This window comes from Nautilia sp. PV-1 (assembly GCF_004006315.1).
Taxonomy (GTDB): Bacteria; Campylobacterota; Campylobacteria; order Campylobacterales; family Nautiliaceae; genus Nautilia; species Nautilia profundicola_A.
In genome coordinates this window covers 1,274,929-1,301,347 of record NZ_CP026530.1, presented here as the reverse complement: position 1 = coordinate 1,301,347, position 26,419 = coordinate 1,274,929, and the positions used below count along the sequence as shown (strand labels likewise).

Annotated in this window: 24 protein-coding genes; 14 read left to right on the top strand and 10 right to left on the bottom strand. The window is 35.9% G+C overall.

The genetic code is table 11. The features are described from left to right. The first annotated feature begins 2 nt into the window (after positions 1-2). Both C3L23_RS06990 and C3L23_RS06985 read left to right on the top strand, forming a co-directional pair. A complete protein-coding gene (locus C3L23_RS06990) occupies positions 3-557 on the top strand; it encodes a LemA family protein (protein WP_127681215.1) in 555 nt (184 codons plus the stop codon). Next, positions 554-1,492, top strand: coding sequence for a DUF3137 domain-containing protein (locus tag C3L23_RS06985; RefSeq protein ID WP_127681213.1), 939 nt, complete (start codon positions 554-556; stop codon positions 1,490-1,492). The genes C3L23_RS06990 and C3L23_RS06985 overlap by 4 nt, the downstream gene beginning before the upstream one ends. Here C3L23_RS06985 and dnaE read toward each other — a convergent pair. Both dnaE and C3L23_RS06975 read right to left on the bottom strand, forming a co-directional pair. After that, on the bottom strand, positions 1,487-4,885 hold the full coding sequence (gene dnaE, locus C3L23_RS06980; protein WP_127681211.1) for a DNA polymerase III subunit alpha: 3,399 nt from the start codon (positions 4,883-4,885) through the stop codon (positions 1,487-1,489). The genes C3L23_RS06985 and dnaE overlap by 6 nt on opposite strands. A gap of 30 nt (positions 4,886-4,915) precedes the next feature. Further along, positions 4,916-5,224, bottom strand: a complete 309-nt coding sequence (locus C3L23_RS06975; RefSeq protein WP_127681209.1) for an iron-sulfur cluster assembly protein — start codon at positions 5,222-5,224, stop codon at positions 4,916-4,918. 64 nt (positions 5,225-5,288) lie between these two features. Here C3L23_RS06975 and C3L23_RS06970 point away from each other — a divergent pair, with 64 nt between their 5' ends. From C3L23_RS06970 to C3L23_RS06960, 3 genes are read left to right on the top strand one after another with little or no spacing between them, the layout of a single operon-like run. Further along, a complete protein-coding gene (locus tag C3L23_RS06970; RefSeq protein ID WP_127681207.1) occupies positions 5,289-5,861 on the top strand; it encodes a hypothetical protein in 573 nt (190 codons plus the stop codon). 29 nt (positions 5,862-5,890) lie between these two features. Beyond that, positions 5,891-7,672, top strand: a complete 1,782-nt coding sequence (lepA, locus tag C3L23_RS06965; RefSeq protein WP_127681205.1) for a translation elongation factor 4 — start codon at positions 5,891-5,893, stop codon at positions 7,670-7,672. A gap of 20 nt (positions 7,673-7,692) precedes the next feature. Continuing rightward, the gene (locus tag C3L23_RS06960; RefSeq protein WP_168175723.1) at positions 7,693-8,259 is read left to right on the top strand and encodes a rhomboid family intramembrane serine protease; all 567 of its coding nucleotides are present in this window, start codon (positions 7,693-7,695) and stop codon (positions 8,257-8,259) included. On the opposite strand, the gene trpB is transcribed toward C3L23_RS06960, so the two are convergent. The 5 genes from trpB to selA all read right to left on the bottom strand — a co-directional run bounded on the left by trpB (position 8,256) and on the right by selA (position 14,138). Then, positions 8,256-9,467, bottom strand: a complete 1,212-nt coding sequence (gene trpB, locus C3L23_RS06955) for a tryptophan synthase subunit beta (protein ID WP_127681201.1) — start codon at positions 9,465-9,467, stop codon at positions 8,256-8,258. The genes C3L23_RS06960 and trpB overlap by 4 nt on opposite strands. Positions 9,468-9,639: 172 nt before the next feature. Then, positions 9,640-10,428 carry a 16S rRNA (cytidine(1402)-2'-O)-methyltransferase gene (gene rsmI, locus C3L23_RS06950; protein ID WP_127681199.1) on the bottom strand — a complete coding sequence of 263 codons (789 nt, stop codon included), beginning with the start codon at positions 10,426-10,428 and terminating at the stop codon, positions 9,640-9,642. Continuing rightward, entirely contained in the window at positions 10,429-10,629 is a 201-nt protein-coding gene (gene rpmE / locus C3L23_RS06945) for a 50S ribosomal protein L31 (protein ID WP_127681197.1), read from the bottom strand. A 297-nt stretch (positions 10,630-10,926) separates the two neighbouring features. Beyond that, complete coding sequence (gene selB / locus C3L23_RS06940; protein ID WP_127681195.1) at positions 10,927-12,756, bottom strand: selenocysteine-specific translation elongation factor; 1,830 nt, start codon at positions 12,754-12,756, stop codon at positions 10,927-10,929. Further along, positions 12,753-14,138, bottom strand: coding sequence for an L-seryl-tRNA(Sec) selenium transferase (selA, locus tag C3L23_RS06935; protein ID WP_127681193.1), 1,386 nt, complete (start codon positions 14,136-14,138; stop codon positions 12,753-12,755). Before selA ends, selB begins: the two co-directional genes overlap by 4 nt. Positions 14,139-14,202: 64 nt before the next feature. Here selA and C3L23_RS06930 point away from each other — a divergent pair, with 64 nt between their 5' ends. After that, positions 14,203-14,499 carry a hypothetical protein gene (locus C3L23_RS06930; RefSeq protein WP_127681191.1) on the top strand — a complete coding sequence of 99 codons (297 nt, stop codon included), beginning with the start codon at positions 14,203-14,205 and terminating at the stop codon, positions 14,497-14,499. 5 nt (positions 14,500-14,504) lie between these two features. Here the strand turns inward: C3L23_RS06930 and C3L23_RS06925 are convergent, their stop codons facing one another. Beyond that, entirely contained in the window at positions 14,505-15,371 is an 867-nt protein-coding gene (locus C3L23_RS06925) for a YfdX family protein (RefSeq protein WP_127681189.1), read from the bottom strand. Positions 15,372-15,555: 184 nt separating this feature from the next. Here C3L23_RS06925 and thrC point away from each other — a divergent pair, with 184 nt between their 5' ends. From thrC to C3L23_RS06900, 5 genes are read left to right on the top strand one after another with little or no spacing between them, the layout of a single operon-like run. After that, positions 15,556-17,076: a threonine synthase gene (thrC, locus tag C3L23_RS06920; RefSeq protein WP_127681187.1), complete on the top strand. Its 1,521-nt coding sequence runs from the start codon at positions 15,556-15,558 to the stop codon at positions 17,074-17,076. Positions 17,077-17,129: 53 nt separating this feature from the next. After that, entirely contained in the window at positions 17,130-17,405 is a 276-nt protein-coding gene (locus C3L23_RS06915; RefSeq protein WP_127681185.1) for a hypothetical protein, read from the top strand. Between the two features lies 1 nt (position 17,406). Then, the gene (locus C3L23_RS06910; protein ID WP_127681183.1) at positions 17,407-18,279 is read left to right on the top strand and encodes an AEC family transporter; all 873 of its coding nucleotides are present in this window, start codon (positions 17,407-17,409) and stop codon (positions 18,277-18,279) included. A gap of 42 nt (positions 18,280-18,321) precedes the next feature. Next, a complete protein-coding gene (locus C3L23_RS06905) occupies positions 18,322-19,167 on the top strand; it encodes a hypothetical protein (protein WP_127681181.1) in 846 nt (281 codons plus the stop codon). Then, positions 19,164-21,128 carry a bifunctional diguanylate cyclase/phosphodiesterase gene (locus tag C3L23_RS06900; protein ID WP_127681179.1) on the top strand — a complete coding sequence of 655 codons (1,965 nt, stop codon included), beginning with the start codon at positions 19,164-19,166 and terminating at the stop codon, positions 21,126-21,128. Before C3L23_RS06905 ends, C3L23_RS06900 begins: the two co-directional genes overlap by 4 nt. Here C3L23_RS06900 and C3L23_RS06895 read toward each other — a convergent pair. Next, a complete protein-coding gene (locus C3L23_RS06895; RefSeq protein ID WP_127681177.1) occupies positions 21,114-21,839 on the bottom strand; it encodes a YdcF family protein in 726 nt (241 codons plus the stop codon). The genes C3L23_RS06900 and C3L23_RS06895 overlap by 15 nt on opposite strands. Before the next feature lie 60 nt (positions 21,840-21,899). Between C3L23_RS06895 and C3L23_RS06890 the strand changes: the two genes are divergently transcribed. The 3 genes from C3L23_RS06890 to mnmH are packed head-to-tail and all read left to right on the top strand — an operon-like array spanning position 21,900 to position 25,671. Beyond that, positions 21,900-22,610, top strand: coding sequence for an SDR family NAD(P)-dependent oxidoreductase (locus tag C3L23_RS06890; RefSeq protein ID WP_127681175.1), 711 nt, complete (start codon positions 21,900-21,902; stop codon positions 22,608-22,610). A 33-nt stretch (positions 22,611-22,643) separates the two neighbouring features. Beyond that, on the top strand, positions 22,644-24,683 hold the full coding sequence (locus tag C3L23_RS06885) for a molybdopterin oxidoreductase family protein (RefSeq protein ID WP_127681173.1): 2,040 nt from the start codon (positions 22,644-22,646) through the stop codon (positions 24,681-24,683). Then, the gene (mnmH, locus tag C3L23_RS06880) at positions 24,670-25,671 is read left to right on the top strand and encodes a tRNA 2-selenouridine(34) synthase MnmH (RefSeq protein WP_127681171.1); all 1,002 of its coding nucleotides are present in this window, start codon (positions 24,670-24,672) and stop codon (positions 25,669-25,671) included. The genes C3L23_RS06885 and mnmH overlap by 14 nt, the downstream gene beginning before the upstream one ends. Here the strand turns inward: mnmH and C3L23_RS06875 are convergent. Beyond that, positions 25,633-26,394 carry an ABC transporter permease gene (locus C3L23_RS06875; RefSeq protein ID WP_246831056.1) on the bottom strand — a complete coding sequence of 254 codons (762 nt, stop codon included), beginning with the start codon at positions 26,392-26,394 and terminating at the stop codon, positions 25,633-25,635. The two genes, mnmH and C3L23_RS06875, sit on opposite strands and share 39 nt — an antisense overlap. Between the last annotated feature and the right edge of the window lie 25 nt (positions 26,395-26,419).

Here is a 26,419-nt window from a genome sequence, read left to right as displayed (position 1 = left end):
TTATGAATATCGGATATATCGTTGTAGGGGTTATAATAGTCGCAGCTGTTTTACTGTATAACTCTTTAATTTCAAAGAAAAACCAGGTCGAAAATATATACGGAAGTATTGACGCTTTGCTAAAAAAAAGAAGGGATCTGATTCCTAATCTGGTAGAAAGCGTAAAAGCGTATATGAAACACGAAAAAGAGGTATTGGAAAAAATAACAGAACTCAGAAGCAAAGCAATAAACGCTACGGATGAAAACGAACGTATGAATTATGAAAACAAGATTTCTTCAATGCTCGGTAAAATTTTGATAAACGTTGAAAATTATCCCGAACTTAAAGCCAATGAAAACGTAATGCATCTGCAGATGACATTAGCCGAAATAGAAGAACAGATAAGCGCAGCAAGAAGGGCTTACAACCAGGCTGTTACTGATTACAACAACGCAATAGAAATGATTCCGACTAATTTTATAGCTAAAATAATGGGATACAAAAGAAAGAGCGTGTTTGAAATAAGTGATGAAGAAAGAAAAAACATCAACGTAGGCGATCTTTTTAATAAATGACACTATCAGGTTTAATAGAAGAATATTATAAAAATCCGTATATTCAAGAACTTGATAAAAAAAGAAAAAGTATTGTTTTAATTTTAAAAATTCTTTTGTTTGTATTAACGGCGGTTTTGTTTGTGTTGATTTATTATCTTAAACCGGATTTTGTCGGTATTATTCAGCTGGTAGCGGTTGAAGCCGGTGTTTTTGCCGTTTTGTATTATCTGATAATTAAAAATTACAGGCGGGAATTTAAAGAAAAAGTTGTTTATTCCCTGGTGTCTTTGTTCGGTGATAATTTCAAATATTTTCCGGAAGATAAAATAAACAGCGTAAAATATGATTTAAGCGGACTTTTTTTAATTCCTTACGATAAATATGAAGGCGAAGACTATGTAAAAGGCAGCTTAAAAAACGTGGCATTTGAGTTTTCCGATATACACACTGAATATAAAACGACAGATTCCAAAGGAAGAACACAGTGGCATACGATTTTTAAAGGAACGTTTTTTTTGAGTGAATTTAACAAGTCTTTTAAAGGTATAGTACTTGTTTATCCTGATTACAGCGAAAGATTTTTGGGATCTGTCGCAAATACTTTTCAAAAGTTTAATTCCAACGGTCTTGAATTTGTCAAAATGGACAGCCCGGAATTTGAAAAAGAATTTAAAGTATATTCAAACGATCAGATTTTAGCTAGGTATGTGCTGAGCACTTCGCTTATGGAAAAAATTCTTAAATTTAAAAAAGCCGTAAATAGGCCAATTTATCTTTCATTTAGACATAATATGATGTTTGTGGCAATAAGCGGAAATAATAATTTTGAACCTCCCGTTTTTAAATCGCTGAGTGATTACGGATATGTGGAGAATATGCTTAAAAGCTTTTATTATATTGCGAAGCTTGTTGAAATGCTTTCACTGGAAAGAAAAATTTGGAAAAATTTATAAAGATGTCCTTATATTCGTATTAATCCTTAAGCTGAATCCGAATGGCGTGGTTAAAAGTAAAACCGCTCTTTTATTTCCCGGATTTTTGGTCAGTTCGGAGTAGATTTTCAGCAAATCTTCTTCATAGTTTTCGCCTATTTGTCTTTGAATTACGGTAATTTCATCTTTAACGGCGCCTTTTTCCTCTTTGGCTTCTTCCAGACTCATAAGTTTACGGCATGTAATTCTTAAAAATTCTCCGACTTTGTCCACCTGTGCTTTTATGGCAATTGGTTCGTCGAGGTTAAATTCGTTTAGTTTTTCCAGATCCCTCTCAAATATCATTACATCAAGCTTGCCGTGAAAATCCATAAGGGTTGCAATTGCAAATTTGTTTCCTTTTTTGGAAATTCTCACTTTCATTGCGTCTATTTTTCCTACAAACAGCGCTTCCTGGGAAATTATCTCTTCTATTTCGCTTGATAGGTTGTAGTTTATACCCTGCATTTTGTCTTTATACGGATCTAACGGATGGGCTGATACGTAAAATCCGAGTGTCTGATATTCATATTCAAGAAGCGTTTTAATGTCAAATTCAACGGTATTTGGAATGTCCAGATGTTCGTCGATTTCTTCATTTTCCTCCATATCTGCAAAAAGTGAAAATTCGTGGTTGATTGCGTTTTTCTTTTCTTCTATACGTTTTTTGAATTCAAGCATTTCTTCAACACGGCTGAGCATTGCTTTTCTGCTTAAATCGAAATCATCCATTGCCCCGGCTTTTATCAGCTGTTCGAGTACTTTTTTATTAACTTTGCTCGTATCGACTTTAAGAATAAAATCTTCGATGCTTTCATAAGGTCTGTTGGCTACAATGCTCTCAATCGCTTTGCTTCCGACTCCTTTAATGGCACTGAGTCCGAAGAGAATTTTGTCGTCAATAGGTGTAAATTCTGCATTTGATTTATTGACGTTCGGAGGCAGGACTTCGATTCCCAGAACTTTAGCTTCTTCAATGTATTTGGCTATTTTATCAGTGTTTTCAGCTTCGAAAGTAAGAAGTGCGGATAAAAATTCAGTCGGATAATATGTTTTGAGGTATGCGGTCTGATATGTAATCATTGCATATGCGGCGGAGTGCGATTTATTAAATCCGTAGCCTGCGAATTTTTCGATTAATTCGAAAAGCGATTTGGCGTTATCATAAGAAAAGCCTCTTTTTTGGGCCCTCTGGGCGAATTCTTCGGCGTATTTTTTCATTAAATCGAATTTCTTTTTACCCATCGCCCTTCTGATAATATCTGATTCACCGAGACTGAATCCGCCTATCGCCTGAACTATCTGCATAACCTGTTCCTGATAAACGATAACTCCGTATGTCGGTTCTAATATCGGTTTCAGGGCTTCTTCAAATTCGTCAAAAAAGTAGCTTATAGGTTTTCTGCCGTGCTTTCTGTCTATGTAGTCGTCAAGCATTCCGCTGTCCATCGGTCCAGGGCGGTAGAGGGCCAGCATAGCGATTATGTCTTCGAAGTTCGTAGGTTTTAGCCTTTTGGCTAGATCCTGCATACCGTCTGATTCTATCTGGAACAGTCCCAGCGTATGGCCTGACTGTATAAGTTCAAACACTTTCGGATCGTCTAACGTAAGCAAATCTATATTTATGTCTTCGTTTTTGTTGTTTTTAACGTTTTTTACGGCCCTGTCTATTACCGTCAGCGTTTTAAGACCCAAAAAGTCGAATTTAATCAAATCAACAGGTTCGAGGTAGTTTAGCGAATACTGCGTAACAATCGTATCGTCGTGTTCATCCTGTTTGTAAAGAGGCGATTTTTTCCACAGCTCCTCGTCGCTTATAACCACACCAGCGGCATGCATTCCGGTGTTTCTTTTAAGGCCTTCTAAATGCTCTCCGAATGAATACAGACGGTTGTACAGAGGGTCTTCTTCCGTGATTTCAACTATTTTGGGCTCGAGTTCTTTTGCTTTTTGAAGCGTTATTCCCAGCTGGTCAGGTATAAGCTTTACAAACCTGTCGGCTTCGGAATAGTCTATTTCAAATATTCTCGCCACATCCCTTAATACACCCTTAGCAAGCAGGGAACCGAACGTAATAACCTGTGCAACGTTTACCTTTCCGTATTTTTCACGGACGTATTCGATAATTTCCCCCCGTCTTTCCTGACAGAAGTCCATATCGATATCGGGCATACTCACCCTCTCAGGATTCAAAAATCTCTCAAAAAGAAGTCCGTATCTTAACGGGTCGATATTAGTAATCTGTAAAGAATACGCCACAAGCGCACCGGCCGCACTTCCCCTTCCGGGACCTACGGGAATTTTTCTTTTTTTGGCTTCTCTTACAAAATCCCACACTATGAGCATGTATCCAGGGAATTTCATTCTTTTGATAATGTCTATTTCGTAATCGAGTCTTTTTCTGTATTCTTCATGCAGATTTTCTGGGATGTGTTTCAGTCTTTCTTCAAGCCCTTCTTTACATTTGTATTCGAAATATTCCACATCGTTATCGATATCAAGCCCCTCTGCCGCCGCATACTCTTTTGTAAATTTAAAAGTAGGGGGTGTCGGGTTACCAAGAGGTATTTCAAGGTTTATGGACTCCGCAAGTTTATCTGTGTTTTCAACTGCTTCGGGAAGATCCGAAAAAATATTTTCAAACTCTTCAACGCTTCTGAAATAATTTTCTTTTACCACCGGGCGTCTGTGCAGATCGTCGAATCTTTTGTTGTTTTCTATACACTCAAGGGCGTCTTTGTAAATATAATCCATTTTGTTAAGGAAAAATATGTTTGATGACGCAAGAAGAGGTGTGTCCGTTTCTTTTGAAAGGGTGATCAAATCGTTTTCAATCAGTCTTTCTTCTTCGCTGTCCCTGGTTATTTCAAGGTAAATTTCATTTAAATCTTTTTTATATTCTTCAAGGATTTTTTTTGCCTTTTCTATTCCTTCGGCGCCGTTTAATACGTTTTGTTCGTTAAAAATATTTAAATGAAATCCGATTTCGGAATCAAGCATCGGAAGGATAAAACAAAGGCCTTCTTTGTTTTTCACAATCTCTTCATACGGCAGATAGGGTTTATCTCCGCGCATGTTGTAAAGATATGAGATGGAGCTTAAATACATAAGGTTGTCGTATCCGGTTTTGTTTTTTGCTATTAGAATCAGTCTTGATATTTTTCCGTCTCTTACAATGCTGACATCGCTTCCGATTATAGGTTTTATTTCACTGGCCCTGCATGTTTCATAGAAATCAATGGCGCTGAACATATTGTCGAGTTCCGTTATGGCGAGCGCTTTATAGCCGTATTCTTTGGCTTTTTTAACGAGATCTTTTATTTTAACGGTGGAATGAAGAAGCGAATAATCGCTGTGGATATGGAAAGGTGTCAAGACAGTCCTTTTTAATGAAATTTTAGCATATTATGCGCCGCAGGCAGCAGGACCGCCTTTCCAGTATTTTTTTTCAAGTTCAAGGAATTTTTCTTTTTCGCTTTCGTCCATAATTCTTTCGCTGTATTCAAAATCCAGTCCCATCTGATTAAGAGGTTGCTTAACGGAATTTATAAGCTGCTCTTTTATAGGAATGTTTGCAAAAGGCCATGCAAACGTCGCTGTTACTTTATTACCGTCGATGTCGATATCCTGTAAAATACCCAGATTTACCAGGCTTGTAGCGATTGCGGGATGCTGAACGTTTTCAATTGTCTGGATTATTTTAAAAAAGTCCATTTTAATCCTTTTTTTTCGAATTTTATCATAATGAATATTATATAATTATCAAAAAGGAAATTATATGTCAAAATTTTTTCTTCTTATTGCGGTTACGCTGTCTCTTTTTGCTTCAGATTTAGACTTTATGCTTAATAAAAACGAAGCAGTCAAATATTACAGGTATGTTTGCACAAAACAGGAAACCAAGGCTTTAATAAATTTATTAAGAAAAACGGTTGCGGATGAAAGATTTGCTAATTTTTCAGAACTTTTTGAAAGCGGACGTGCAAAAGTTTATTCAGTTTCCCTTTTAAAAGAGTATCTTAATGTTCTGGAAAAATCTCAAATACTCAAAGAACTTGATGCAAAAAACGGATATCTGTATCTGGATTTAAGCAGTAATTTGAGAAAAAAAATTCTAAAAAGCGTCAATTCTATCGGTTTTTTTGAACTTTATCAGCATGCTTTTACTTTTATTCCAAGATTAAAGTCTTCGCATAACGTCAAGCCTATAGGAGAGATTGAAAAATCTTTTGTATTTTTGAGTGAAAAATATATCAGTGACCTTTCAAAACTAGGTTTTGATCAAAAAACAATCAAAAAGCTTGAAATAATCAACAAAAATCTTAAACATAACGCAAAATTATATAAATAAAGTATAATTTCATTAAAAAAAGGCTTTGAATGCAGGACAAAATCAGGAACTTTTCTATCATAGCCCATATCGACCACGGCAAAAGTACGCTTGCCGACAGACTTATAGAGTTTACGGGCGGTGTGAGCGAAAGAGAAAGAGAAGACCAGCTGCTTGACAGTATGGATATCGAAAAAGAAAGAGGTATTACCATTAAAGCCCAAAGCGTAAGGCTTGAATATAAAGGGCATATCCTAAACCTTATCGACACGCCGGGGCATGTTGACTTTTCTTATGAAGTGAGCAAATCTCTTAAATCCAGTGAAGGTGCTCTTTTGGTGGTGGACGCTACGCAGGGAGTCGAGGCGCAGACGCTGGCGAATGTCTATATGGCCGTTGAGAATGATCTCGAGATTATTCCTGTAATTAACAAAATCGACCTTCCAAGCGCAGAGCCTGAGAGAGTTGCGGAAGAAATCGAACAGACTATAGGAATAGACGCAAGCGACGCAATACTCGTCAGCGCTAAAACGGGAATAGGAATAGAAGAGCTTCTTGACGCTATCGTAGAAAGGGTGCCGGCTCCGAACGGTGACCCGGAAGCTCCTGCCAAAGCACTTATATACGACAGCTGGTTTGATAATTATTTAGGAGCTGTATGTTTAGTCAGAATGTTTGACGGATCTATTAAAAAAGGCCAGGAAGTTTTAGTAATGGGAACGGGTAAAAAACATAAAGTTTTGGATCTTTATTATCCGCATCCCGTTAAAAAACTGAAAACAGACGAGATTAAAACGGGTGAAATAGGCGTTGTCGTAATGGGGCTTAAAAACGTGGCCGATATCAGGGTAGGCGATACCATAACAGATGCCAAGAATCCGGCAGAGGAACCTGCGGACGAGTTTGAAGAGGCAAAAAGTTTCGTATTTGCAGGTATTTATCCAATCGATACCGATAAATACGACGATTTAAGAGACGCTCTTGAAAAACTTCAGTTAAACGACGCTTCCATTACGTTCGAACCTGAAACTTCACAGGCTTTGGGATTCGGTTTCAGGGTAGGATTTTTAGGTATGCTTCATATGGAGGTTGTAAAAGAGAGACTTGAAAGAGAGTTTGGAATAGAACTTATCGCAACGGCTCCGAGCGTTACTTATAAAGTTAAACTTACAGACGGCAGCGAACTGGAAATAAGCAACCCGAGCGAGCTTCCGGCTCCGAATAAAATAGATAAAATTTACGAACCTTACGTAAAAGCCACCATTTTAACACCGAATGAATTTGTAGGAAATTTAATTCAGTTTTTAAATGAAAAAAGAGGGGTTCAGGTAAAAATGGACTATCTTTCTCCTGAGAGGGTGCTGCTAGAATATGAAATACCTCTGAATGAAATAGTTACGGATTTTTACGATAAACTTAAAACGCTTACCAAAGGATACGCGAGTTTCGATTACGAACCTATAGGCTACAGGGAAGGAGACCTTGTAAAAATGGATATCAGGGTTGCTGGAGAGCCTGTAGACGCTTTAAGCGTAATCGTTCCTAAAGATAAAGCCGAAAGAAGAGGGCGCGAGCTTATCAAGGTTATGAAAGAGCTGATTCCAAGACAGCTTTTCGAAGTTGCAATCCAGGCAAGTATAGGCAATAAAATTATCGCCCGTGAAACGGTAAAAGCTCTAAGAAAAGACGTAACCGCCAAATGTTACGGGGGAGATATAAGCAGAAAAAGAAAACTTCTTGAAAAGCAGAAAAAAGGTAAAAAAAGAATGAAAGCGATCGGAAAGGTTAATATTCCTCAGGAGGCGTTTTTAAGCGTTCTGAAGATAGATTAATCTTTTTTTTAAGGATGAAAATGGGGACTCTTTTAATTTTTTTAATCAATGCTGTCGTATTTTGGTATATCAATATACATAACGGCTCTTATGCGGCTGATTATATGGTTCATTACGGTATGACTGCACAAAACAGGGACGATCCCGTCGTATGGATTACTAACGCTTTTATTCACGGGGGATGGGGGCATATAGCAATGAATATGCTGGCACTTTTGGAAGTAGGGTTCGCAACGGAAAAAGTTACTAATACGTTTTGGTTTTTTATAGTTTATCTTGTTTCTATATTAGGTGCCGATTTGGCTAATTACTATTATCTTCAAAACCACTGGAATGTTTACGTAATAGGCGCTTCGGGGGCTATATTCGGGCTGTATGCGTTTTATTCGTTAATTACGAAAGAGTTTAAAGATTTTATTATTTTTGCGGTTATATACAACGGAGCCGTATTTATGTTTAATATGAATATTGCGTGGTTCGGGCATTTAGGCGGGGCAATAGCAGGTTTTATCGCAGGTCTTTTTTATATTTTTTTTAAAGGTTTTGTCAAGAAAAATATTATTGAACCGGAAGAAAAAAACGGTTAGAGTTTAATTTCCCTGACTCCGTAATTTTCAACCACGTAATCTATGTCTTTGTCTCCTCTTCCGGATAAATTAACAAGAATTGTGTCATTTGGTTTTTCTTTTGCCAGTTTCATAGCAAATGCAACCGCATGAGCGCTTTCAAGTGCCGGAATTATTCCCTCATACTGACTGAGAGCATAAAACGCGTCTATTGTCTCTTCATCGGTGATTGCCGCTATATTTAGTCTGCCGCTTTCTTTCAGATACGCCTGTTCTGGTCCAACACCCGGATAATCAAGTCCGCTGGCGATTGAGTAAACAGGGGCAGGCTCTCCGTTTTCATCTTTTAGCATTATAGTGTTAAATCCGTGGATCACTCCCTCGTCACCGTACATAAGAGTTGCTGCGTGTTCTCCGAGTTTAGTTCCTTTGCCAAGAGGCTCTACCGCATACAGCTCCACTTCGTCGTCTATAAATCCGCTGAAAATTCCCATGGCGTTGCTTCCGCCCCCTACACATGCCACAACGTTATCGGGCAGGAAACCGACCATTTCTGTAAACTGTTCTTTTGCCTCAAATCCCACAACGCTTTGAAAATCCCTTACCATCATAGGAAACGGATGAGGTCCCACAACGCTTCCGATTGCGTAAAGAGCCGTGTCTATCTGTTTTACATAGCTTTCAAACGCGCTGTCAACCGCTTCTTTGAGTGTTTTCAGCCCGTGTGTGGCCGGAATCACCTCGGCTCCTAATATTTTCATTCTTACGACATTCGGATGTTCTTTTTCTATATCAACCTCACCCATGTGAATTTCACATTCCATTCCGAAGTAAGCTGCCGCTGTAGCAAGCGCAACGCCGTGCTGTCCTGCACCGGTTTCTGCTATCAGTTTCTTTTTGCCCATGTATTTGGCCAGCAGCGCTTCTGCCATGCAGTGGTTCAGTTTGTGTGCTCCCATATGGTTCAGATCTTCTCTTTTAAGATATATCTGTGCTCCTCCAAGCGCTTCTGAGAGTCTTTTGGCATGATATACGGGAGTAGGGCGTCCCTGGTAATGTTTTCTGATTCTTCTAAGTTCACTTAAAAAATCGTGTGAGCGTCTGAGTTTCATATACGCTTTTGTGATTCTTTCAAACTCTTCTTGTAATACATCGGGAATATATGCTCCTCCGAATCTTCCGAAAAATCCTTCACTGTCAGGAAATTTTTGCAAATGTGATTTTTTCATTTTTTCTCCTTTGTCTCATTTAAAGTATTTTAGCATAATAGTCTGTTTAAGTTGTACTTTATCAGTGTCTGTCGCTAGACTTTGAAAATAATGGATTTATTTTAAAAGTAAAATAAATAGTTTAAATTGAGTTTTAGAAATGTTTATTTTAAAGCTAAAAATATAGAAATAATTAACCGTTTTGAAGTTCTTTATAAATTTCTTTGGCGGATTTATCGGATATTTTTGCCAGAAGTTTTGATTTTTCTTTAGGAGGCAGTGAAAGATTTAAAATATCGTCATAAGTGAGGGTTAAATCTTTTTTGCTTTCGCCATTATCGATTACTACAACCCATTCTCCTTTTGTGTTCGGAAGGTTTAAATCTTTTGCTTTTGCTTTTATATATGTTTCATGAACTTTAGTCATTTCTTTTGCCAGAAATACTTCTCTTTGGGGGATAAGCTCTTTTAATTCTTTTATCAGTTTTTCAATTCTGTGAGGGGATTCATAAAGCACGGCTATTTTGCCGGAATTTATTATTTCGTTCAGTTTATCTAAACGCTCTTTCCCTTTATGAGGCAGAAACATCCAAAAACAGAATTCACCCTCAAATCCGCTGGCCACATATGCTGTAAGCGCCGCATTGGCTCCCGGTATTACCGTATATGGTATGCCGTTTTTCTGGCAGTATTGAATTAATTTGCTTCCGGGATCGCTAATACCGGGCATTCCGGCGTCACTGACATAAACACATTCTTTTGTTTTTAAAAGTTCTGGGTTTAATTTTGAAAGCGCTTCTTTTTCATTATGCGAATGCATTGATATAAATTCTTTGTTAAGAGGGATTTCTAAAAGATTTAAAAGCTTTTTTGTAATTCTTGTGTCTTCGCAGAAGATTATCTGGGCAGTTTTAAGAGCCTCAAGGGCTCTTTGGGATATGTCTTTAAGATTTCCTATTGGAGTAGGAACTAGGCTAAGCAATTATGCAAGACCGTATTTTTTCTTAAATTTATCTACTTTTCCGCCTCTGTCAATATTTCTTTCCTGACCTGTATAGAACGGATGGCATTTATCACAAACTTCAACTCTTAAAGTTTCTTTAGTTGATAAAATTTCAAACTGATGACCGCATGTGCATGTAACTTGGCATTTTACGTATTCAGGATGGATACCTTTTTTCATTCATTATCCTTTTTTATTATTGTTTATTCAAAATTAGTTCGAAATTCTACATATTTAATCTTAAAGTATCCTTAAATTAAGCAAGTTTTAAGGAATGGAGAATTGAGAATTGAAAATGGAGAATTAAAAAGAGAATATTTTCTAAAATTGTCGGATTTTTCTGGAATAAAAAATTTTTAGTTTTATTATTTTCCAAATATAATGAAATTTTTTGCCGAGATAAAAATTGTAAAGAAAAAAAGGTTAAAATTTATAAAATAATTATGATTTTTAATAATAATTCTTCATTTTCCATTCTTAATTTTTGAGGTATCTTTTATTGTCCCGTTTTTCCACATCTCCGAGCTGATCGAGATAATCGAGATACGCCACTATGTATTTCCTGCTCATAGGCATTTCTTCTTTAAATGTTTTAATATCGATATAACCGACTCTTTGCATAATTTCTTTCATTTTTTTAAGCGCTATATTAATGTTTTTATCAGTTACGAAAAGATTATGTGCCAGACGTATCACTTTTTTGGATGTGGTTAGTTTCTTCATGGCGTTGTCGCCGACTTTTCTGTCAATATTCAGTTTTTCATATATATTGTATGGTGCGTCCGGGGTCAGTCCGGAGTTGTCAAGCAGCTGGTAGAGTCTATGTTCAACCGATTTGGTTACGTCTACTTCGCCGAGATCTTTTCTTTTGTAGATATTGTCCTCTTTTATCAGATAACCTTCTTTTACAAACTCGTCAAGTACGCTTTGTATAAGTTCGGCGCTTGCCCATTTAAGTCTTAGTTTAAGAGATGCAGGGGAGAGGAATGCGAATCTGTTTTTTTCATATGTGTCTTTAATTATTTTTTCAATCTCTTTTTTTACGTCGATCGAAAAAATATTATAGTTTTCCTCGTCTATAAACACATTATCAAGGGTTTTTGCTATTTCAAGCGCTTCTTGCGGGGAGAGGTTGAATCTCTGGTAGCTTTGAAGCAGTCCGAATCCTCTTTTATGGTTTTGTACAAGTATTTCAAAGGCTTTTTTAAAGTCTTTTTTGTTTAAAGCTTTAAGAAGTGCTAATTTTTTCCTTTTTTTAATCGGATCGCTGATAGGGTTTAACACTTCTCCTCCGCCTATTACACGGCCGTTATGGAGAATTACAAACGGATCTTCAAATACTAAAAACGCTTTTTCTTCGAGTTTGATGGTTGCATAGCCTTTTTTGTCTTCCGGGTTAAACATTAAAAGTTTGCCGGGAATTCTTTTGGCGCCGCTTATGAAAAGCACTTCCATATTGTGAAAGAGCTCTTTTCCTTCGACAGGTTTTACGAATACGTCAATAAGTCTGAATCCTCTTAAATAGCCTTTTGTTGAGAGCAGGTATCCTTTTTTAAGCTCTTTATGCGAAATATTGAGGTTAATGGCAACTCTTTGGTGGGTGTATGCTTCTTCCACATCTTCGCCGTGTACCTGTAGGTTTTTAACGGTTGTGAGCGTTTTTGTTTCGTTGATGTATATTTTGTCTTTGAGTTTTACTTTGCCGCTTAGAACCGTCCCCGTAACGACTGTACCTATACCTTTTAAGCTGAAAACCCTGTCTATATAGTATCTGAAGAATTTCGAGTGGGTGATTTTTCTAGGAGGCAGGTTGAAAAGGTAGTCTTTAAGTTTTTCGATGCTTTGTTTGTCGTAGATAGATGTTTCAAATATTTCTAGAAGGCGGAGGTTTTTATATTTTGCTATTAAATCCCTGATTTCCTGTTTTCTTTTTTCAATTGTTTCTCTGTCAGCGAGATCGCATTTGGTAAGTGCGACTATTATGTTTTTAACCCTTAAAATATTTAAAACTTCAAGGTGCTCTACGGTTTGCGGCATAACTCCTTCGTTGGCGTCTATGGCAAAAAGCGAGGCGTCAAATCCGAAAGCTCCGCTGATCATGTTTTTGACAAGTTTTTCATGTCCCGGAACGTCTATAAACGCTACGTTTACGTCGTCCCTTTTCATATTGGTAAAACTTAAATCTATTGTTATGCCGCGCTCTTTTTCCTCTTTAAGCTCGTCTCCGTTATATCCGGTGAGTGCTTCTATTAAAGACGTTTTACCGTGGTCTACGTGACCCGCCGTTCCTATGATTATGTTTCTCATTTTTGACCTTTGAGTTGTGAAGTTGCTATGTTGTTATTCTGTGAAGGAATTTCACAGCTGATAATATTATTAATAATTTCTGACAGTTTTTCTATTTCGTCTTCCTGGACGCTTCTCATATCGAGTACGAAATGTTCGTTTTCTATTCTTCCGATTACAAGGTTTTTACGCATATTTTCTTCCCATTTTTTTGCATTGCCTTTAATTTCCACCACAATTGTCGGAATTTTGCGGTTAGGCATCGTTCCGCCTCCGACATATGTGTGCGATTCTTTAATTTCGGCTTTTAAGCCCGGGCATAAATTTAAAAGTTTTTGGGCCTTTTCTTTAAGCTCGTCTGTTGTCTGGAAGATAGATTTCAAAGTCGGAATTTTATCGTATTCTTCTTTTATATACGCCAAAGCGGTGGCTTCTATCAGTGAAAGGGTTATTTTGTCAACCCTGAACATTCTTAAAATCTGGTTTTTTTTGAGTCTGTCAATAAGTTCTTTTTTTCCGAGTATTATTCCCGCCTGAACGCTTCCGAAAAGTTTATCTCCGCTGAAACTGACAAGAGAAGGGTTTAGTTTCATAATATCGCTTATAGGAGGTTCGTAATTTGTAAGTCCGTAAGGGAGTTTCGGCACATATGCGCTTCCTAAGTCGTAATAGTCCAAAACGCCTTTTTCTTTTGAGAGGCTGATTATCTCTTCAAGTGTCGCTTCGGCGCTGAAACCTTCTATAGAATAGTTTGATTTGTGCACTTTCATAAGCATTGATGTATTTTCTGTTATTGCTTCTTCGTAGTCTTTGATTTTTGTTTTATTCGTCGTTCCAACTTCTACGAGTTTCGCGCCGCTTGCTTTCATAACTTCAGGTACCCTGAAACTTCCGCCGATTTCTACAAGTTCGCCTCTTGAGACTATCGCTTCTTTATCTTTTGCGAATGTGTTTAGTATCAAAAACACGGCTGCGGCGTTATTGTTTACAATAAGCGCGCTTTCGCTTCCGAAAAGATGGCTCAGTATTTTGGCGCTGTGGTGATATCTGTCTCCTCTTTTTCCTTTTTCGAGGTCGTATTCGAGATTGCAGTAATGGGTTGAGCGTTCTTTGGCATAATCGAAAATTTCAGGATCTATCAGGCTTCGTCCGAGATTGGTATGGACCGTTATTCCCGTGGCGTTTATTACGTTTACGATTGAGGGTGAAAGAATATCATTTGCTTTTTTTTCAATTTCTTTAATAATAGATTTTTCGTTTATTTCAGTGATTTTACCGTTTTTAATTCCGTTTCTTATGTTTTCCAGTGTCTGTTGAATTATAGGAATTAATACTTTTTTAGGTATGTGTGAGAGGATTTTTTCTATTTTGTCAACTTTGGGTATCTGTCTGAATAGATTCATTTTTTACCTTTGTGAAATGCCGCCGGCATTTTTTGGTAATATTGTAACAAAAAAGGTTTAAAGTATGAAAATTGCCGTTACTGCGTCAGGGGCTTATATAGGATCAGGTTACTGTCCGGGTTTTGAAGAGTGTGAATACCTCATAATATACGATACCAAAACCAAAGAATACGCGTCAAGAAAATCTCCATCTTATTATTCAAAAAACCCTGAAGATTTAATAAAATTTTTAAAAGCCGTATTGATAAAACATATAATTACCGGTAAAGATGTCAAAGATAATTATTTTAAAGTTTTTAAGGTAAATGATGGAAATTTGAGTGTTGAAGATGTAATAATGAAATATAAAGAGGAGAATTAATCCTCTTATTTGTGAATAACGCTGATTGCTTTTTCTTTGAACTCTTTAAGTTTTTCGATAAGGTCGCTGAATATTGAAGCGGTTTTGTGACCTTTGTGAATTGCTGTTTCAAGTTTTGTAATTTCGTCTTCAAGCATTTTATATGTTGTGTCGCTTGTACTTGTATATCCTAAAGCCTGAGCTATTGTTAACTGTCTTCTTGCTTCGTCAAGATATCTTAGAGCTTCTTTTTTGTCTTTTTTGATAATTTTACTAGCTTCCTGAACAAGAGCCTGGGCTTTGATTAACGGAATAGGAATCACGTTGTCTACTTCAACAAGTGTTGAAAGAGCCATAGAAAGTACGTCTTTAGCTTCTTTTACTTTTCCTTCGTTAATATATTTAATTGCCAGATTCAACGCTGCAGGATATGTTGCTAAAGGCAGGTTAACTGTTTTAATAACAATTTCGCTTCTTAATGAATTTAAAACTTCTCTGGCCTGCGGAATTTTATTTTCATTTATAAGTTTTTTAGATTCTGCGATTAACGTTTTAATTTTATGTACATCTCCGACAAACTGATATGCGTTAATTTGTACGTCCACAGGTAATAAATACGGTGCGTTTGGCGTATTTAATACTACAGCAAGCTCTCCTACCGCTTTTTTAAGTGATTCTTTTGCTTTATCTGTTTTTTTATTGTTCAGATAAATTAACGCATCCTGTGTATACTGGATTGCCCTTATAGCTTCTTTTATAAGCTGTGTGCTTTGAGCTTTTTGTTCAGCTTTTACAACTGCGTTTTTTGATACCGCATTTGTTTTTGCGTCTGCTGCCATAGCGCTTGTTACTAATAAGCTAGCGGCTACTATTGATGTCAATAGTTTTTTCATATGTCCCTCCTTAAATGTTTTAGTGCCCGTATTATAAAATATTTAGTGTAAGCTTGTCAAGTTCTTTGATTGAAATATGCTAAAATTTAATCATTTCTTAATTTTTTTTTTAAATTTTTTTAATCGTAACGCTTTATATATAAGGTGAGTTTATATGATATAATTCCACAAAAAAAGGCTATAAATGAAATTTATAGGAACTCGCGGGACTGATGAAAAAAAGAGTTTTAGTGAAGTTATATTAAATCCGGCGGCACCGAACGGAGGACTTTACGTTCCAAGCAAACTGCCTAAAATAAACGAAAAATTTTTACACAGATATTATGATGTTCAGGATGAAAAACCGTATACCCATATAACCAGGGGAATTCTTAAGTTATTTAAAATAGATATTGACGAAAGGCTTATAGAAAAAGCTTTGTATACATATTTAAGAGAGTTTGACGACCCGGATGTCGTTCCGGTTGTAAGACTTAATAAAAACCTTTTTGTGGGAGAATTGTGGCACGGGCCGACGAGAGCTTTTAAAGACATGGCTCTTCAGCCGTTTGGTGTTATACTTTCATCACTTGCCAAACAAAGAGGCGAAAATTATCTGATTCTTGCGGCAACAAGCGGTGATACGGGACCTGCTACGCTTAAAACTTTTGAAAACAGAGATAATATAAAAGTCGTTTGTATTTATCCTCATGAAGGCACAAGCGAAGTTCAAAAACTTCAGATGGTGACAACCGATGCGAAAAATGAAAAAGTTTTAGGAATAATCGGTAATTTTGACGATGCGCAAAGTGCACTTAAGTCACTTCTTAAAGATGATGATTTCAGAAATACTCTTAAAGAAAACAATATTAAGCTTTCCGCCGCAAACAGTGTGAATTTCGGAAGAATTATTTTTCAGATTATTTATCATTTCTGGAGTTACATGCAGCTGGCAGAAAGTGCGGAAATCGATCTTTTAGACGAGATTGACGTAATAATTCCTAGCGGTAATTTCGGAAACGCGCTGGGTGCTTATTATGCGAAGAAAATGGGGCTTCCTATAAATAAAATAGTAATCGCGTCTAATAAAAACAACATCCTTTACGAATTTATAAAATACGGAAAATACGATTTAAGAGATAAAAACCTTATTCATACAATTTCACCTGCAATGGATATCTTGAAATCTTCAAACGTAGAAAGGGTTCTTTTTGACAAATTCGGAGAAGAAAGAACGAAAGAACTTATGGAAAACCTGGAAAGTGAAGGGTTTTTCGAACTTACGGAAAAAGAGCATGAAGCAATTAAAGAAGATTTCTTAGCGGATTTCGCTACTGACGCAGAATGTGAGGAAATAATCGCAAAATACGCAAAAGAAAACAATTACATTATGGATGCTCACACGGCGACTGCCATTAAAGCATATGAATATCTGAGCGAAAAAGGCGAAATAAAAAATAAAGTTGTCGCATATTCTACCGCCGAATGGACAAAATTCGCTCCTAGTGTTTACGAAGCCCTTACCAAAGAAGATATTAACAGGGAAATAGCTGAACTTGAAGAAAAAACGATAGCGGATAAAGACGCAATAGCTTATATAGAAGCCCATTATAAAGTAATGGCTCCTGAATCTATAAGAGAGCTGTTTGACAAAGACATTAACGAAACGGTAATTAACAAAAACGAAATAAAAGAAAACATTATTAAATTCGTAACGGAAAAATAAGTTTAGATACGGTTTTGACAAGTATGATATAATAAATAAAAAAAGGAGGGGAAATGAGAGTAGACAGCAGTTTGAATTCGTTACAGAATATGCCTGCCGGAAATATGAACGGCCAGGCGAAAGCCGGCGGACCTGACGCCCAAAAAACACAGCAGCAGCAAATCGACCAGGCTCAGCAACAGCAGATGCAGCAGCAAAAAAGACTGCAAAAAAGAGAAATGCAGAATATCGATGCCCAGAAGCAGCAGGAGCAGCAAAACCAGCAGCAGATTCAGCAGCAGGCTGCGGAAGCTATCGGAATCGGAGCTAATTTAAATTTAATGGCTTAATTTGATAACCGTAGTAGGCATATATATATTTATTGTTTTAGGTTTTTTTGCAAAAAAAACATTTAATGAAATAGACGGTAAAACTTTAGTTCTTCTTTCAACTTATTTTCTACAGCCCTTTTTGACCCTTTGGGGCATTATGCTTATACCTTTGGATTATAATTTAATAATTTCTCCGGTTGCGTATCTTGCGGCCGTTTTTTTCAGTCTTGTTTTTACATTTACTCTGTCCTTAATTTTAAAAGATAAAAAAGAGAGGATAATAGCGGCTTTAACTCCGTTAATAGGAAATACGGGTAATCTCGGAATACCTCTTTCATATGCCCTGTTTGGGGATATCGGAGCGAGTATTGCAACTATAGTCAATCTTGCAAATATATTTTTTATATACAGTTTCGGGGTGTTTTTCTTTGCGAGCGGAAAATATTCATTTAAAGACGCTTTTAAAAAAATCGTAAAAATACCGGTTATGTGGTTTGGTATTCTGGCTCTGGTATTAAACATAAGCGGTGTTACTTTTAGTAAAGATATAATGAAAATACTTCAGATGGGGGCGTTTGCATCTATAGTCGTGCAGCTGTTAATATTCGGAATATACGTAGCTGAAATAAAAACAAGGGAAATAAGTTTCAAACTCGGAATTATCACCGTATTTAACAAATTTATCATTTTTCCTGCCGTAAGTTTTTTTGTTCTAAAACTGTTTCATTTAAACACTCTTTTTTTTAAAGCCGTTATGCTTGAAATACTGACCCCTCTTGCCGTTACGAACGTAAATCTTTCGGCTCTTTTTGATTTATATCCGAGAAAAGTGGCAATGCTTGTAATTGTTACTTCCGTACTGTTTTTAGGAGTTGTGTTTTTAATTATATGAAAAATAATGTATAATTAAAGTTAATATGCAAAGGGATTAGGGATGAAAAGGATTTTTTTTATATTAATTATAGCTCTGTTTTTTGTATCGTGCAGTGAAAAAAAAGAATTAAAAGTAGCCGCAAATTCATGGATAGGTTACGTGCCTCTGTTTTACGCCGATAAAAAAGGCTGGCTTAAAAAAGAAAAAATAAAACTGATAAATACCGTTTCGCTTGCTGAAAGCCTTGATCTTTATAAGAAAAATTTTGTAGACGCGATGGCCGCAACCCAGTATGAATATTTTTTGTTAAACAGGGAAGATGTATACGCAATTATGCTTTTTGACAGATCAAACGGAGCTGATATGATTATGTCAAATTTTGATTTCAGGAAGTTACATTCTAAAATAGACGCATATATGGAAGTGGATTCGGTTAATTATCTGCTGTTTAAATATTTTTTGAAAGAAAAAAATCTGAAACAGAACATGTTTAATATTCATAACCTTGACCAGGGACAGATCGCTAAAAAAAACTATTCAAAGCCTACTTTGATTGTTACATACGCACCTTATGACGCGGAACTTAAGAAAAAAGGCTTTAAAGTTATAGACTCGACAAAAAACTCAAGCTCTCTTATTGTTATTGACGCGCTTTTCAGCGATGCAGCAAATATACAAAAACACAAAGAACAGTTTATTAAAATAAGAGAATTTACCATAAAAGCGTTAAAAGTGTTAAAACAAAATCCAAAAGAGTTTTATGAAGCTGTTAAAGAGTATCTTCCGGGATACAGTTACAGCGATTTCAAAGCAGATTTAAAAAATATCGTCTGGATAGTAAAACCGGACGCTCATGTTAAAAAACTGCTTGAAAAAATAAAACTTTCGTATAAAGAGCTGAAATGAAAATTAAAAATTTTCTGATACTTGTCAATCTGTTTGTTATGACTGTATTTTTAGGAATGTTTTATTACATTTACGTTCAGCAGAAAAAAGAACTCGTAAAAGTGATATCAAATGACATTTTTCAGACTTTAAACAACGTTTCATACAGTTTCAGCAAAGTTATGAATAATAATTCCGATTATATGATTTTAAAGCCTATTTTGGACAGAAAAAGCACCAGCGATTTTTTTGACGGGTTCATTCTTGCAACTTCGGATGACAGGGTGTTGTTTAAAAGCGGAGATATGAGTCTTAAAATTCCCCAGCCTGAGAAAATACAGTATAATTTAAATAAAATAGGCCTTAATACACTTCTGCATAAAAAGGCCTATGTAATTACAATTCAGTATTATAAAAACAATAAATTTAAAACGTTAAAACTTTATCTTTTCCCAAGCAAAGACTATCTTGAAAAAGTGTTTACGTATCTGAAAATAAAATATATAGTTTTATTTGTGTTAGTATTGATATTTTTTGTTTTTGTGCTGCGTTCTGTTTATAAACTGGTTATAGTGAATCCTCTTTTAAAGCTTAAACAGTACGCGGATAAAAGAACAACAAAACCGGAGAAGTTTTTAATTTATGAGTTTAACGATATTAAAGAAACTTTGGCAGAAACGTTTAACGCTTTAAACGAATATATTGAAAAATTAAAAATAAGCGCCATTACAGATCCTTTGACAAGACTCAAAAACAGAAATTATCTTAATAAATATCTTATAAAACTGATAAATGAAAATCAGAAATTTGCCCTTGTTTTTATTGATATAGACAATTTTAAAGATATTAACGATTTTTTCGGACATTCCGTTGGTGATGAAATAATTATAGAAATATCGGCCATACTTGCAAAACATATTAAAAACGGTGAAATAGTTGCGAGAATAGGAGGAGATGAATTTGTAATTGTTTTTCAGGAGTATAAAAACAATGAAGAGCTTTTAAAAAGACTTAACTTGCTGCTAGACAGTTTAAACAGAACCTGGACTATTCATAATCAAACTATTTCTACAACGGTCAGTATGGGTGTGGCGGAATTTCCTAAAACCGCAAAAAGCGTGGAGGAACTTTTGAAGTTTGCCGATATCGCACTGTATGAGGCCAAAAATAGAGGTAAAAACAAATATGTTATATTTGACGAAAAATTAAAACAAGACGTTAATAAAGAGATCGAAATCAAAACGACAATGAACAAAGCTTTGGAAAATAACGAATTTGAGCTCTTTTATCAAGGTAAATTTGATATAAACGAAAAAATTATAGGATGTGAAGCGTTAATAAGATGGAACCGTAACGGAAAAGTTATCTCGCCGGCGGACTTTATTCCCATTGCGGAAAAAAGCGGTTTTATTATTAAACTTGGAAACTGGGTAATGCAGGAAGTTGTAAAAACTCAAAAAGAGTGGGAAAATACTCCTCTTAAAAATCTCAGAATATCTTTTAACGTTTCACCTGTACAGTTCAGAAGCGACAGTTTTTTAAATGATTTAAAAAAGTGTTTTAAGGATACCAACAGAAAACTTTTTGAAATGGAAATAACGGAATCAGTTTTTATTCAGGAAAGAGAAAAGGCAAAAAAAATAATTGAAGAAATCAGACGTTACGGCTTAAAAATAAGCCTTGACGATTTTGGTACCGGTTATTCTTCTTTGTCGTTTTTAAGAGAATTTGAAATAGATGTGTTAAAAGTAGATAAATCATTTGTAGATGAAATTTACAGTGAAGAGGGGAAAATATACGTACAGACTATTTTGAATATGGCGGAAAACCTGCATCTTGAAACAATTGCCGAAGGGGTTGAAACAAGAAAGCAGTTTGAAATACTTAAATCTCTGGGATGTGAATATTATCAGGGATATTATTTTGCCAAACCTCTTCCGAAAGATGAATTCGAAAAATTTGCAAAATCACATCTTTCTTAAATATACACTTAAAATACCGAAATATTCATGTATTGCTTTGTATGAACGATATAAACTGCCCATATTTGGAAATACATCCCAAAAACTGTATTCAGGGTCATAATAAAAACCTACGGGTTTTGGGATTATTTTAAATCCGAAACGTTTAAACAGCATTTCGGCTCTTTTCATATGATATGCGCTTGTTACGAGATATATTTTTTTAGGAAGGTTTAATCTTGTAAAAAGTTTAGATGTAAATTTGGCATTTTGATATGTATTTAACGATTTTCCTTCAAAATAGGCTTTAATGCTGCAACCGCAGGTTTTTGTTATAAGTTCGATGTCTTTTTTGACGTTTTGGGCTTCTTTTGTTTTATATATCCCTCCTCCTGTAAATATAAAAGGCAGATTTTCCTGTTTTGCTATGAGCAGGCCGTAAACCTCTCTTTTAAAAGCTTCCGGCATGGCTTTTACAGGATCGGCAGGGTTTGTTCCGCCTCCCAGCACTACAACCGCCGAAGGTGTGATACTGTCCGGTTTATATCCGTGTTCCAGCGGATATAAAAGTGCGTTTGCTATAAACTTTGTAGAGAGAGCCCAAAGTAACACTGCGGATAAAAAAAAGAGATATTTTGCCTTTTTTGCAAAAAATCCGGCTAAAAAAAGTATAATTACAAAAATTCCGGGCGGAAGAAAAATATAAGTGAAAAGTTTTGAAAGAATAAACATAATACGCCTTTTTATGAAATTATATTGAAAAAATCCTGATATATTAACAAAAGGATATTAATGAATATACTTATAACGGGTGCGAGCAGGGGTATCGGAAGGGAGCTTTTAAACCGTTATCTTAAAAAAGCCGATAAAATATATGCAGTGGCAAGAAATACGGACCGTTTAAAAAATTTACAAAACGTAGAACCTGTAAATCTCAATCTTGCCGATTTGGATAAAGTAAGAGAATTTGCAAAAAGTCTGAAAAATATAGATTTAGTAATAGCAAACGCGGCGATATCCCTTCCGCATTCACCCGATTTTACACCATTTGAGGATTTTAAAAAAACGTTTGACGTGAATTTTTTAAGCATTCACGCGCTGCTTGAAGGAATTGTACCGGATATGCAAAAGAGAAAAAAAGGCAAAATAGTTTTAATATCATCCCTCGCTTCACTGGTAGGGGCTCCAAGCTCAATGCCTTACAGTGCCAGTAAAAGGGCTATTAATTCATACGCGCAGTCACTTAGAAATATGCTTGAAAAAGACAATATTAAAGTAATAAACATACTGCCAGGATTCATTAAAACGGATATGACTGATAAAAATGATTTTTATATGCCTTTTTTAATGGATTTGCAAAGCGGAGTAGACAATATAGTATATGCGATAGAAAAAGAAAAAAAAGAATATGCGTTTCCGAAAAGATTTTATTACTTAATTAAACTTTTTAATATGTTGCCGTTAAATGTTCAGGATAAATTATTGCAAAAAGTGGCAAAATAAGATATATTTAGTTAAGAATAAAAAAGGAGAAAAATGATAAGTGTCTGTACATACTGCGGTGTCGGATGTGAGATTGACGCTGATGTGGCTAATAATAAAATAAATAAAATCACTCCTGTGAAAAACGGCAAATCAAGCGGAGGCGAGCTTTGTATAAAAGGCAGATACGGATATGAGTTTTTAAACGCAAGAATAGACAGACACCTTGTCAGTTATAGATTTATCGAAAAAAACGCAGACACTCTTCCTTTTGAACTGTCGGTCAGAATTGCAAATTTAACTGAATACGACGAAAAATTTTATGAAGCTCCTTTTACACTTGCCGCAGATCTCGCCGCATGGAAAATTAAAGATATTTTAAATAAATATTCGCCAAATTCCGTTGCGGCAATAGGCGGTGCGAGAACGAGTATAGAGAGCGCATGGCTTTTTCAGCATTTTGCAAGAAACGTACTAAAAACTCCAAATGTGGACAACTGTGCCAGAATCTGCCATTCTCCGAGTCTCAGCGGTCTTAAAATGAGTATAGGAGAAGGTGCGAGCAGTGTGGAGTTTGACGAACTGTTTAAAACAGACGTAATATTTATAATCGGCTCAAATACAACGCAGGCACATCCTATGGTAGCCAGCAGAATAATTAAGGCAAAAAGAAGAGGCGCTAAAATTATAGTGGCGGATGTGAGGGAAATCCCTATTATGAAATTTGCCGATATCAGCGTTATTCTGCCTTTTGAATCAAATCTTCTGTTTTTAAACGCCATAGCAAAGGAGATGATCGAAAAAGATCTTATCAATAAAGATTTTATAAAAAACAGATGCGTAAAATTTGAAGAATATAAAGAAAACATATTAAAACATCCGGACAGCAAAGAGTTTTTCGAGCAGCTTAAAGGGTTTGAACATATTTCCGGACAGATAGAAGAAATTGCAAGACTCATTAGTAAAAATAAAACTGTTTTTGCATGGGGGCTGGGTGTTACCGAACACATAGACGGAACCGAAGCAGTAAACGCTATCAGCAATCTTGCAATGCTTAGCGGCAATTTCGGCGAAGGGGCGGGAGTGCTTCCGCTAAGGGGACAAAATAACGTTCAGGGAGCATGTGATGTAGGGTGTCTGCCGTATTACGGGCCTGATTATACCATTCCCGAAAAAATAGGGCTTATGACTCCCGACGTGATAGAGCATATGAGTGACGGAAGAATAAAAGCGGTTATAAATATGGGAGAAGATATCCTTCATGTACATCCTAATCTTAATAAAGTAAAAAAAGCTTTTAAAAATTTAGAATTTTTAATGGTTATGGAAGTTATGAGAAACGAAATAACGGAAGTTGCTGATATTGTTTTCGGAGTAAAAAGCGCTTACGAAAAAACTGGAGTTTACGTAAATGCGGAAAGAAGACTTCATTTAAGCAGACCTTTGGTCCGAAGCGGCATGCCTGATGACTGGGAAGTGATTAATGAACTTGCAAAAAAATTAGATTCCGGGTTTGATTATAAATCAAGCGAGGAAGTTTTTGAAGATGTTAAAAAAGAGGTTAAAAGATTTGAAGGCGCAACATATGAAAGGCTGGATAAAAAACCTCTCTGCTGGCCTGTAAAAAAAGACGGAAGCGACTCTCCGGTTCTTCATACGGAAAAATTCAGCACGCCTGACGGAAAAGGGCATTTTCATTATCATCCGTGTCATATCAGAGGAGAGATTAAAGACATTCTGGAAAACAGACGATACTGGTATCTGAATACCGGAAGGGAACTCGCCCAGTATAACAATGCTGCACAGACCAAAATCAGCGAAAAACTCAGTAAAAAATATGATGATGATCTGCTTCTTGTAAACAGCGTTCATAAAGATGAAATAGGCGAATATGTCGTTTTGAGATCAAAATACGGACAAAGCGGCAGGCTGAAAGTTAAGTTTACAGATACCGTCAGACCTTATACGCTTTATACGACTTTTCATTTTGCAAAAAACAGTATAAATTCTCTTTTTGGAGACGAACACGACCATAAAGTTAAAACGGCAAGATTTAAAAGTGTCAAGGTTGAGGTGTTAAATGAGAATAATTAAAGTTGAAGAATTTCTACAAAAAAAATTCGATTATATATTAGACGCCAGAAGTCCGAGGGAGTACAGCGAATCCCATATACCGGGAAGTATTAATTTTTATGTTTTGAATAACGAACAGCATGCATATATAGGCAATATATATAAAAACATATCCAAATTTCAGGCGAAAAAAGAGGGTGTCGGGTTTATGCTTGAAAATATATCCAAGCAGCTTAAGGATTTCGATGCAAAACCCGGAAGCAGAATAGGCGTATACTGTGCGAGGGGAGGGCAGCGTTCAAACGCTCTGTTCACGATACTTTCACAGCTTGATTATCAGGTTTTTAAGCTTGAGGGAGGATATAAAGCATACAGAAAATGGGTTGTGAATTATCTGGAAAGTTTTCCTCATAAAAAATTTGTGGTTTTAAGGGGAAACAGCGGATGCGGTAAAAGCGAACTGCTGAAATATCTGACACCTTCCCTTGATCTTGAGGGACTTGCAAATCATTACGGAAGCGTATTCGGAGGCAAAGGTTACCAGCCTTCCCAAAAACAGTTTGAAAACGAAATAGCCGATTTTTTATATAAAACCGATCCGGAAGAGATGATTTATACCGAAGCGGAAGGACATAAAATAGGAGATCTTTTTGTGCCGAATCTTTTATATAAAAGGATGCAGGATGGAATACATATAGAAATTACAGCCGATTTGGAAGACAGGATTGAGAGGATTTTGAGTTATTACGGCGATATTGATGAAAATGAATTTGTCGGCAATCTGGAAAAAATAAAAAAACATATTTCCAAAAAAACGCTTGAAGAACTTAAAGAATATTATAAAAACGGAGATTTAAGGAAAGTTGCCGAAATACTTTTAATTAGGTATTATGATAAAGTTTACAAAAAAAAAGAGCCGGATTTTGTAATAAAAAACAAAATAAAAGAAGAAACTATCAAAGAAATAAAATCAATTGCCGAATCTGTTGTTAAGCCATCTGATTGTTGAGAAAATAATAACAGAAAAAATAATCATCAACGCCGCCACCGGAGCGGAATAATTGAGTCCAAAATTTACGAATCTGTCATAAATAAGTACCGGTGCAATCATCGGATGATAAGCGATTATTACCACAGCTCCGAATTCTCCAAGACCTCTTGCCCACATCATAAGCATTCCGTTAATAATGTCTTTTTTTGCGTTAGGAATAACTATTTTAATAAAGGTTTCAAATGGCCCGGCTCCAAGAGAGCGGGAAATATTTTCAAGCTTTACGTCTACGTTTTTAAATCCTTCTTTTGCCGAATTTATTAAATATGGCGCCGAAAGAAACATCATTGCAGCCATTATGCCGGTTGTCGAATCGATAAATCCCAGGCCTAGTTTACTTAAAAAATTTTGAATATTTTCTCCTCCGAACGTCATCAGTAAAGCAATACCTGCAGCCGTATGCGGAACCATTGTCGGAATGTCTATCATACTCTCAAGCAGACTTTTAGCGAAAAAATCGTATCTTGCGATAATATACGCAAGAGGCAGACCGGTAAATAAAACAAACAGAGTTGCAAAGAAAGAGACCTTCATAGTAAGGAAAATAGATTTTAAAACTTCTGTGTCTTTTAAGGCTTCAATATATGAAATAGCATTTACCCCAAATATCAGTTTCAGTAAAGGCAAAGTTAAAAACAGCATTAAACATGCGGCTAATATTATAAAAATTTTTTTCATCATTTTCCCTCCTTCATCCTTTTTCCTT

Excerpts from the sequence above, each read along its gene's own strand:
- C3L23_RS06985 (WP_127681213.1), top strand. The coding sequence starts at position 554 with ATGACACTATCAGGTTTAATAGAAGAATATTATAAAAATCCGTATATT.
- rpmE (WP_127681197.1), bottom strand. The coding sequence starts at position 10,629 with ATGAAAAAAGGTATCCATCCTGAATACGTAAAATGCCAAGTTACATGC.
- C3L23_RS06895 (WP_127681177.1), bottom strand. The coding sequence starts at position 21,839 with ATGTTTATTCTTTCAAAACTTTTCACTTATATTTTTCTTCCGCCCGGA.
- selB (WP_127681195.1), bottom strand. The coding sequence starts at position 12,756 with ATGAGAAACATAATCATAGGAACGGCGGGTCACGTAGACCACGGTAAA.
- C3L23_RS06970 (WP_127681207.1), top strand. The coding sequence starts at position 5,289 with ATGTCAAAATTTTTTCTTCTTATTGCGGTTACGCTGTCTCTTTTTGCT.
- C3L23_RS06960 (WP_168175723.1), top strand. The coding sequence starts at position 7,693 with ATGGGGACTCTTTTAATTTTTTTAATCAATGCTGTCGTATTTTGGTAT.
- C3L23_RS06885 (WP_127681173.1), top strand. The coding sequence starts at position 22,644 with ATGATAAGTGTCTGTACATACTGCGGTGTCGGATGTGAGATTGACGCT.
- trpB (WP_127681201.1), bottom strand. The coding sequence starts at position 9,467 with ATGAAAAAATCACATTTGCAAAAATTTCCTGACAGTGAAGGATTTTTC.
- C3L23_RS06900 (WP_127681179.1), top strand. The coding sequence starts at position 19,164 with ATGAAAATTAAAAATTTTCTGATACTTGTCAATCTGTTTGTTATGACT.
- C3L23_RS06930 (WP_127681191.1), top strand. The coding sequence starts at position 14,203 with ATGAAAATTGCCGTTACTGCGTCAGGGGCTTATATAGGATCAGGTTAC.
- C3L23_RS06890 (WP_127681175.1), top strand. The coding sequence starts at position 21,900 with ATGAATATACTTATAACGGGTGCGAGCAGGGGTATCGGAAGGGAGCTT.
- C3L23_RS06915 (WP_127681185.1), top strand. The coding sequence starts at position 17,130 with ATGAGAGTAGACAGCAGTTTGAATTCGTTACAGAATATGCCTGCCGGA.
- lepA (WP_127681205.1), top strand. The coding sequence starts at position 5,891 with ATGCAGGACAAAATCAGGAACTTTTCTATCATAGCCCATATCGACCAC.
- thrC (WP_127681187.1), top strand. The coding sequence starts at position 15,556 with ATGAAATTTATAGGAACTCGCGGGACTGATGAAAAAAAGAGTTTTAGT.
- selA (WP_127681193.1), bottom strand. The coding sequence starts at position 14,138 with ATGAATCTATTCAGACAGATACCCAAAGTTGACAAAATAGAAAAAATC.
- C3L23_RS06925 (WP_127681189.1), bottom strand. The coding sequence starts at position 15,371 with ATGAAAAAACTATTGACATCAATAGTAGCCGCTAGCTTATTAGTAACA.
- C3L23_RS06990 (WP_127681215.1), top strand. The coding sequence starts at position 3 with ATGAATATCGGATATATCGTTGTAGGGGTTATAATAGTCGCAGCTGTT.
- C3L23_RS06975 (WP_127681209.1), bottom strand. The coding sequence starts at position 5,224 with ATGGACTTTTTTAAAATAATCCAGACAATTGAAAACGTTCAGCATCCC.
- C3L23_RS06875 (WP_246831056.1), bottom strand. The coding sequence starts at position 26,394 with ATGATGAAAAAAATTTTTATAATATTAGCCGCATGTTTAATGCTGTTT.
- C3L23_RS06905 (WP_127681181.1), top strand. The coding sequence starts at position 18,322 with ATGAAAAGGATTTTTTTTATATTAATTATAGCTCTGTTTTTTGTATCG.
- mnmH (WP_127681171.1), top strand. The coding sequence starts at position 24,670 with ATGAGAATAATTAAAGTTGAAGAATTTCTACAAAAAAAATTCGATTAT.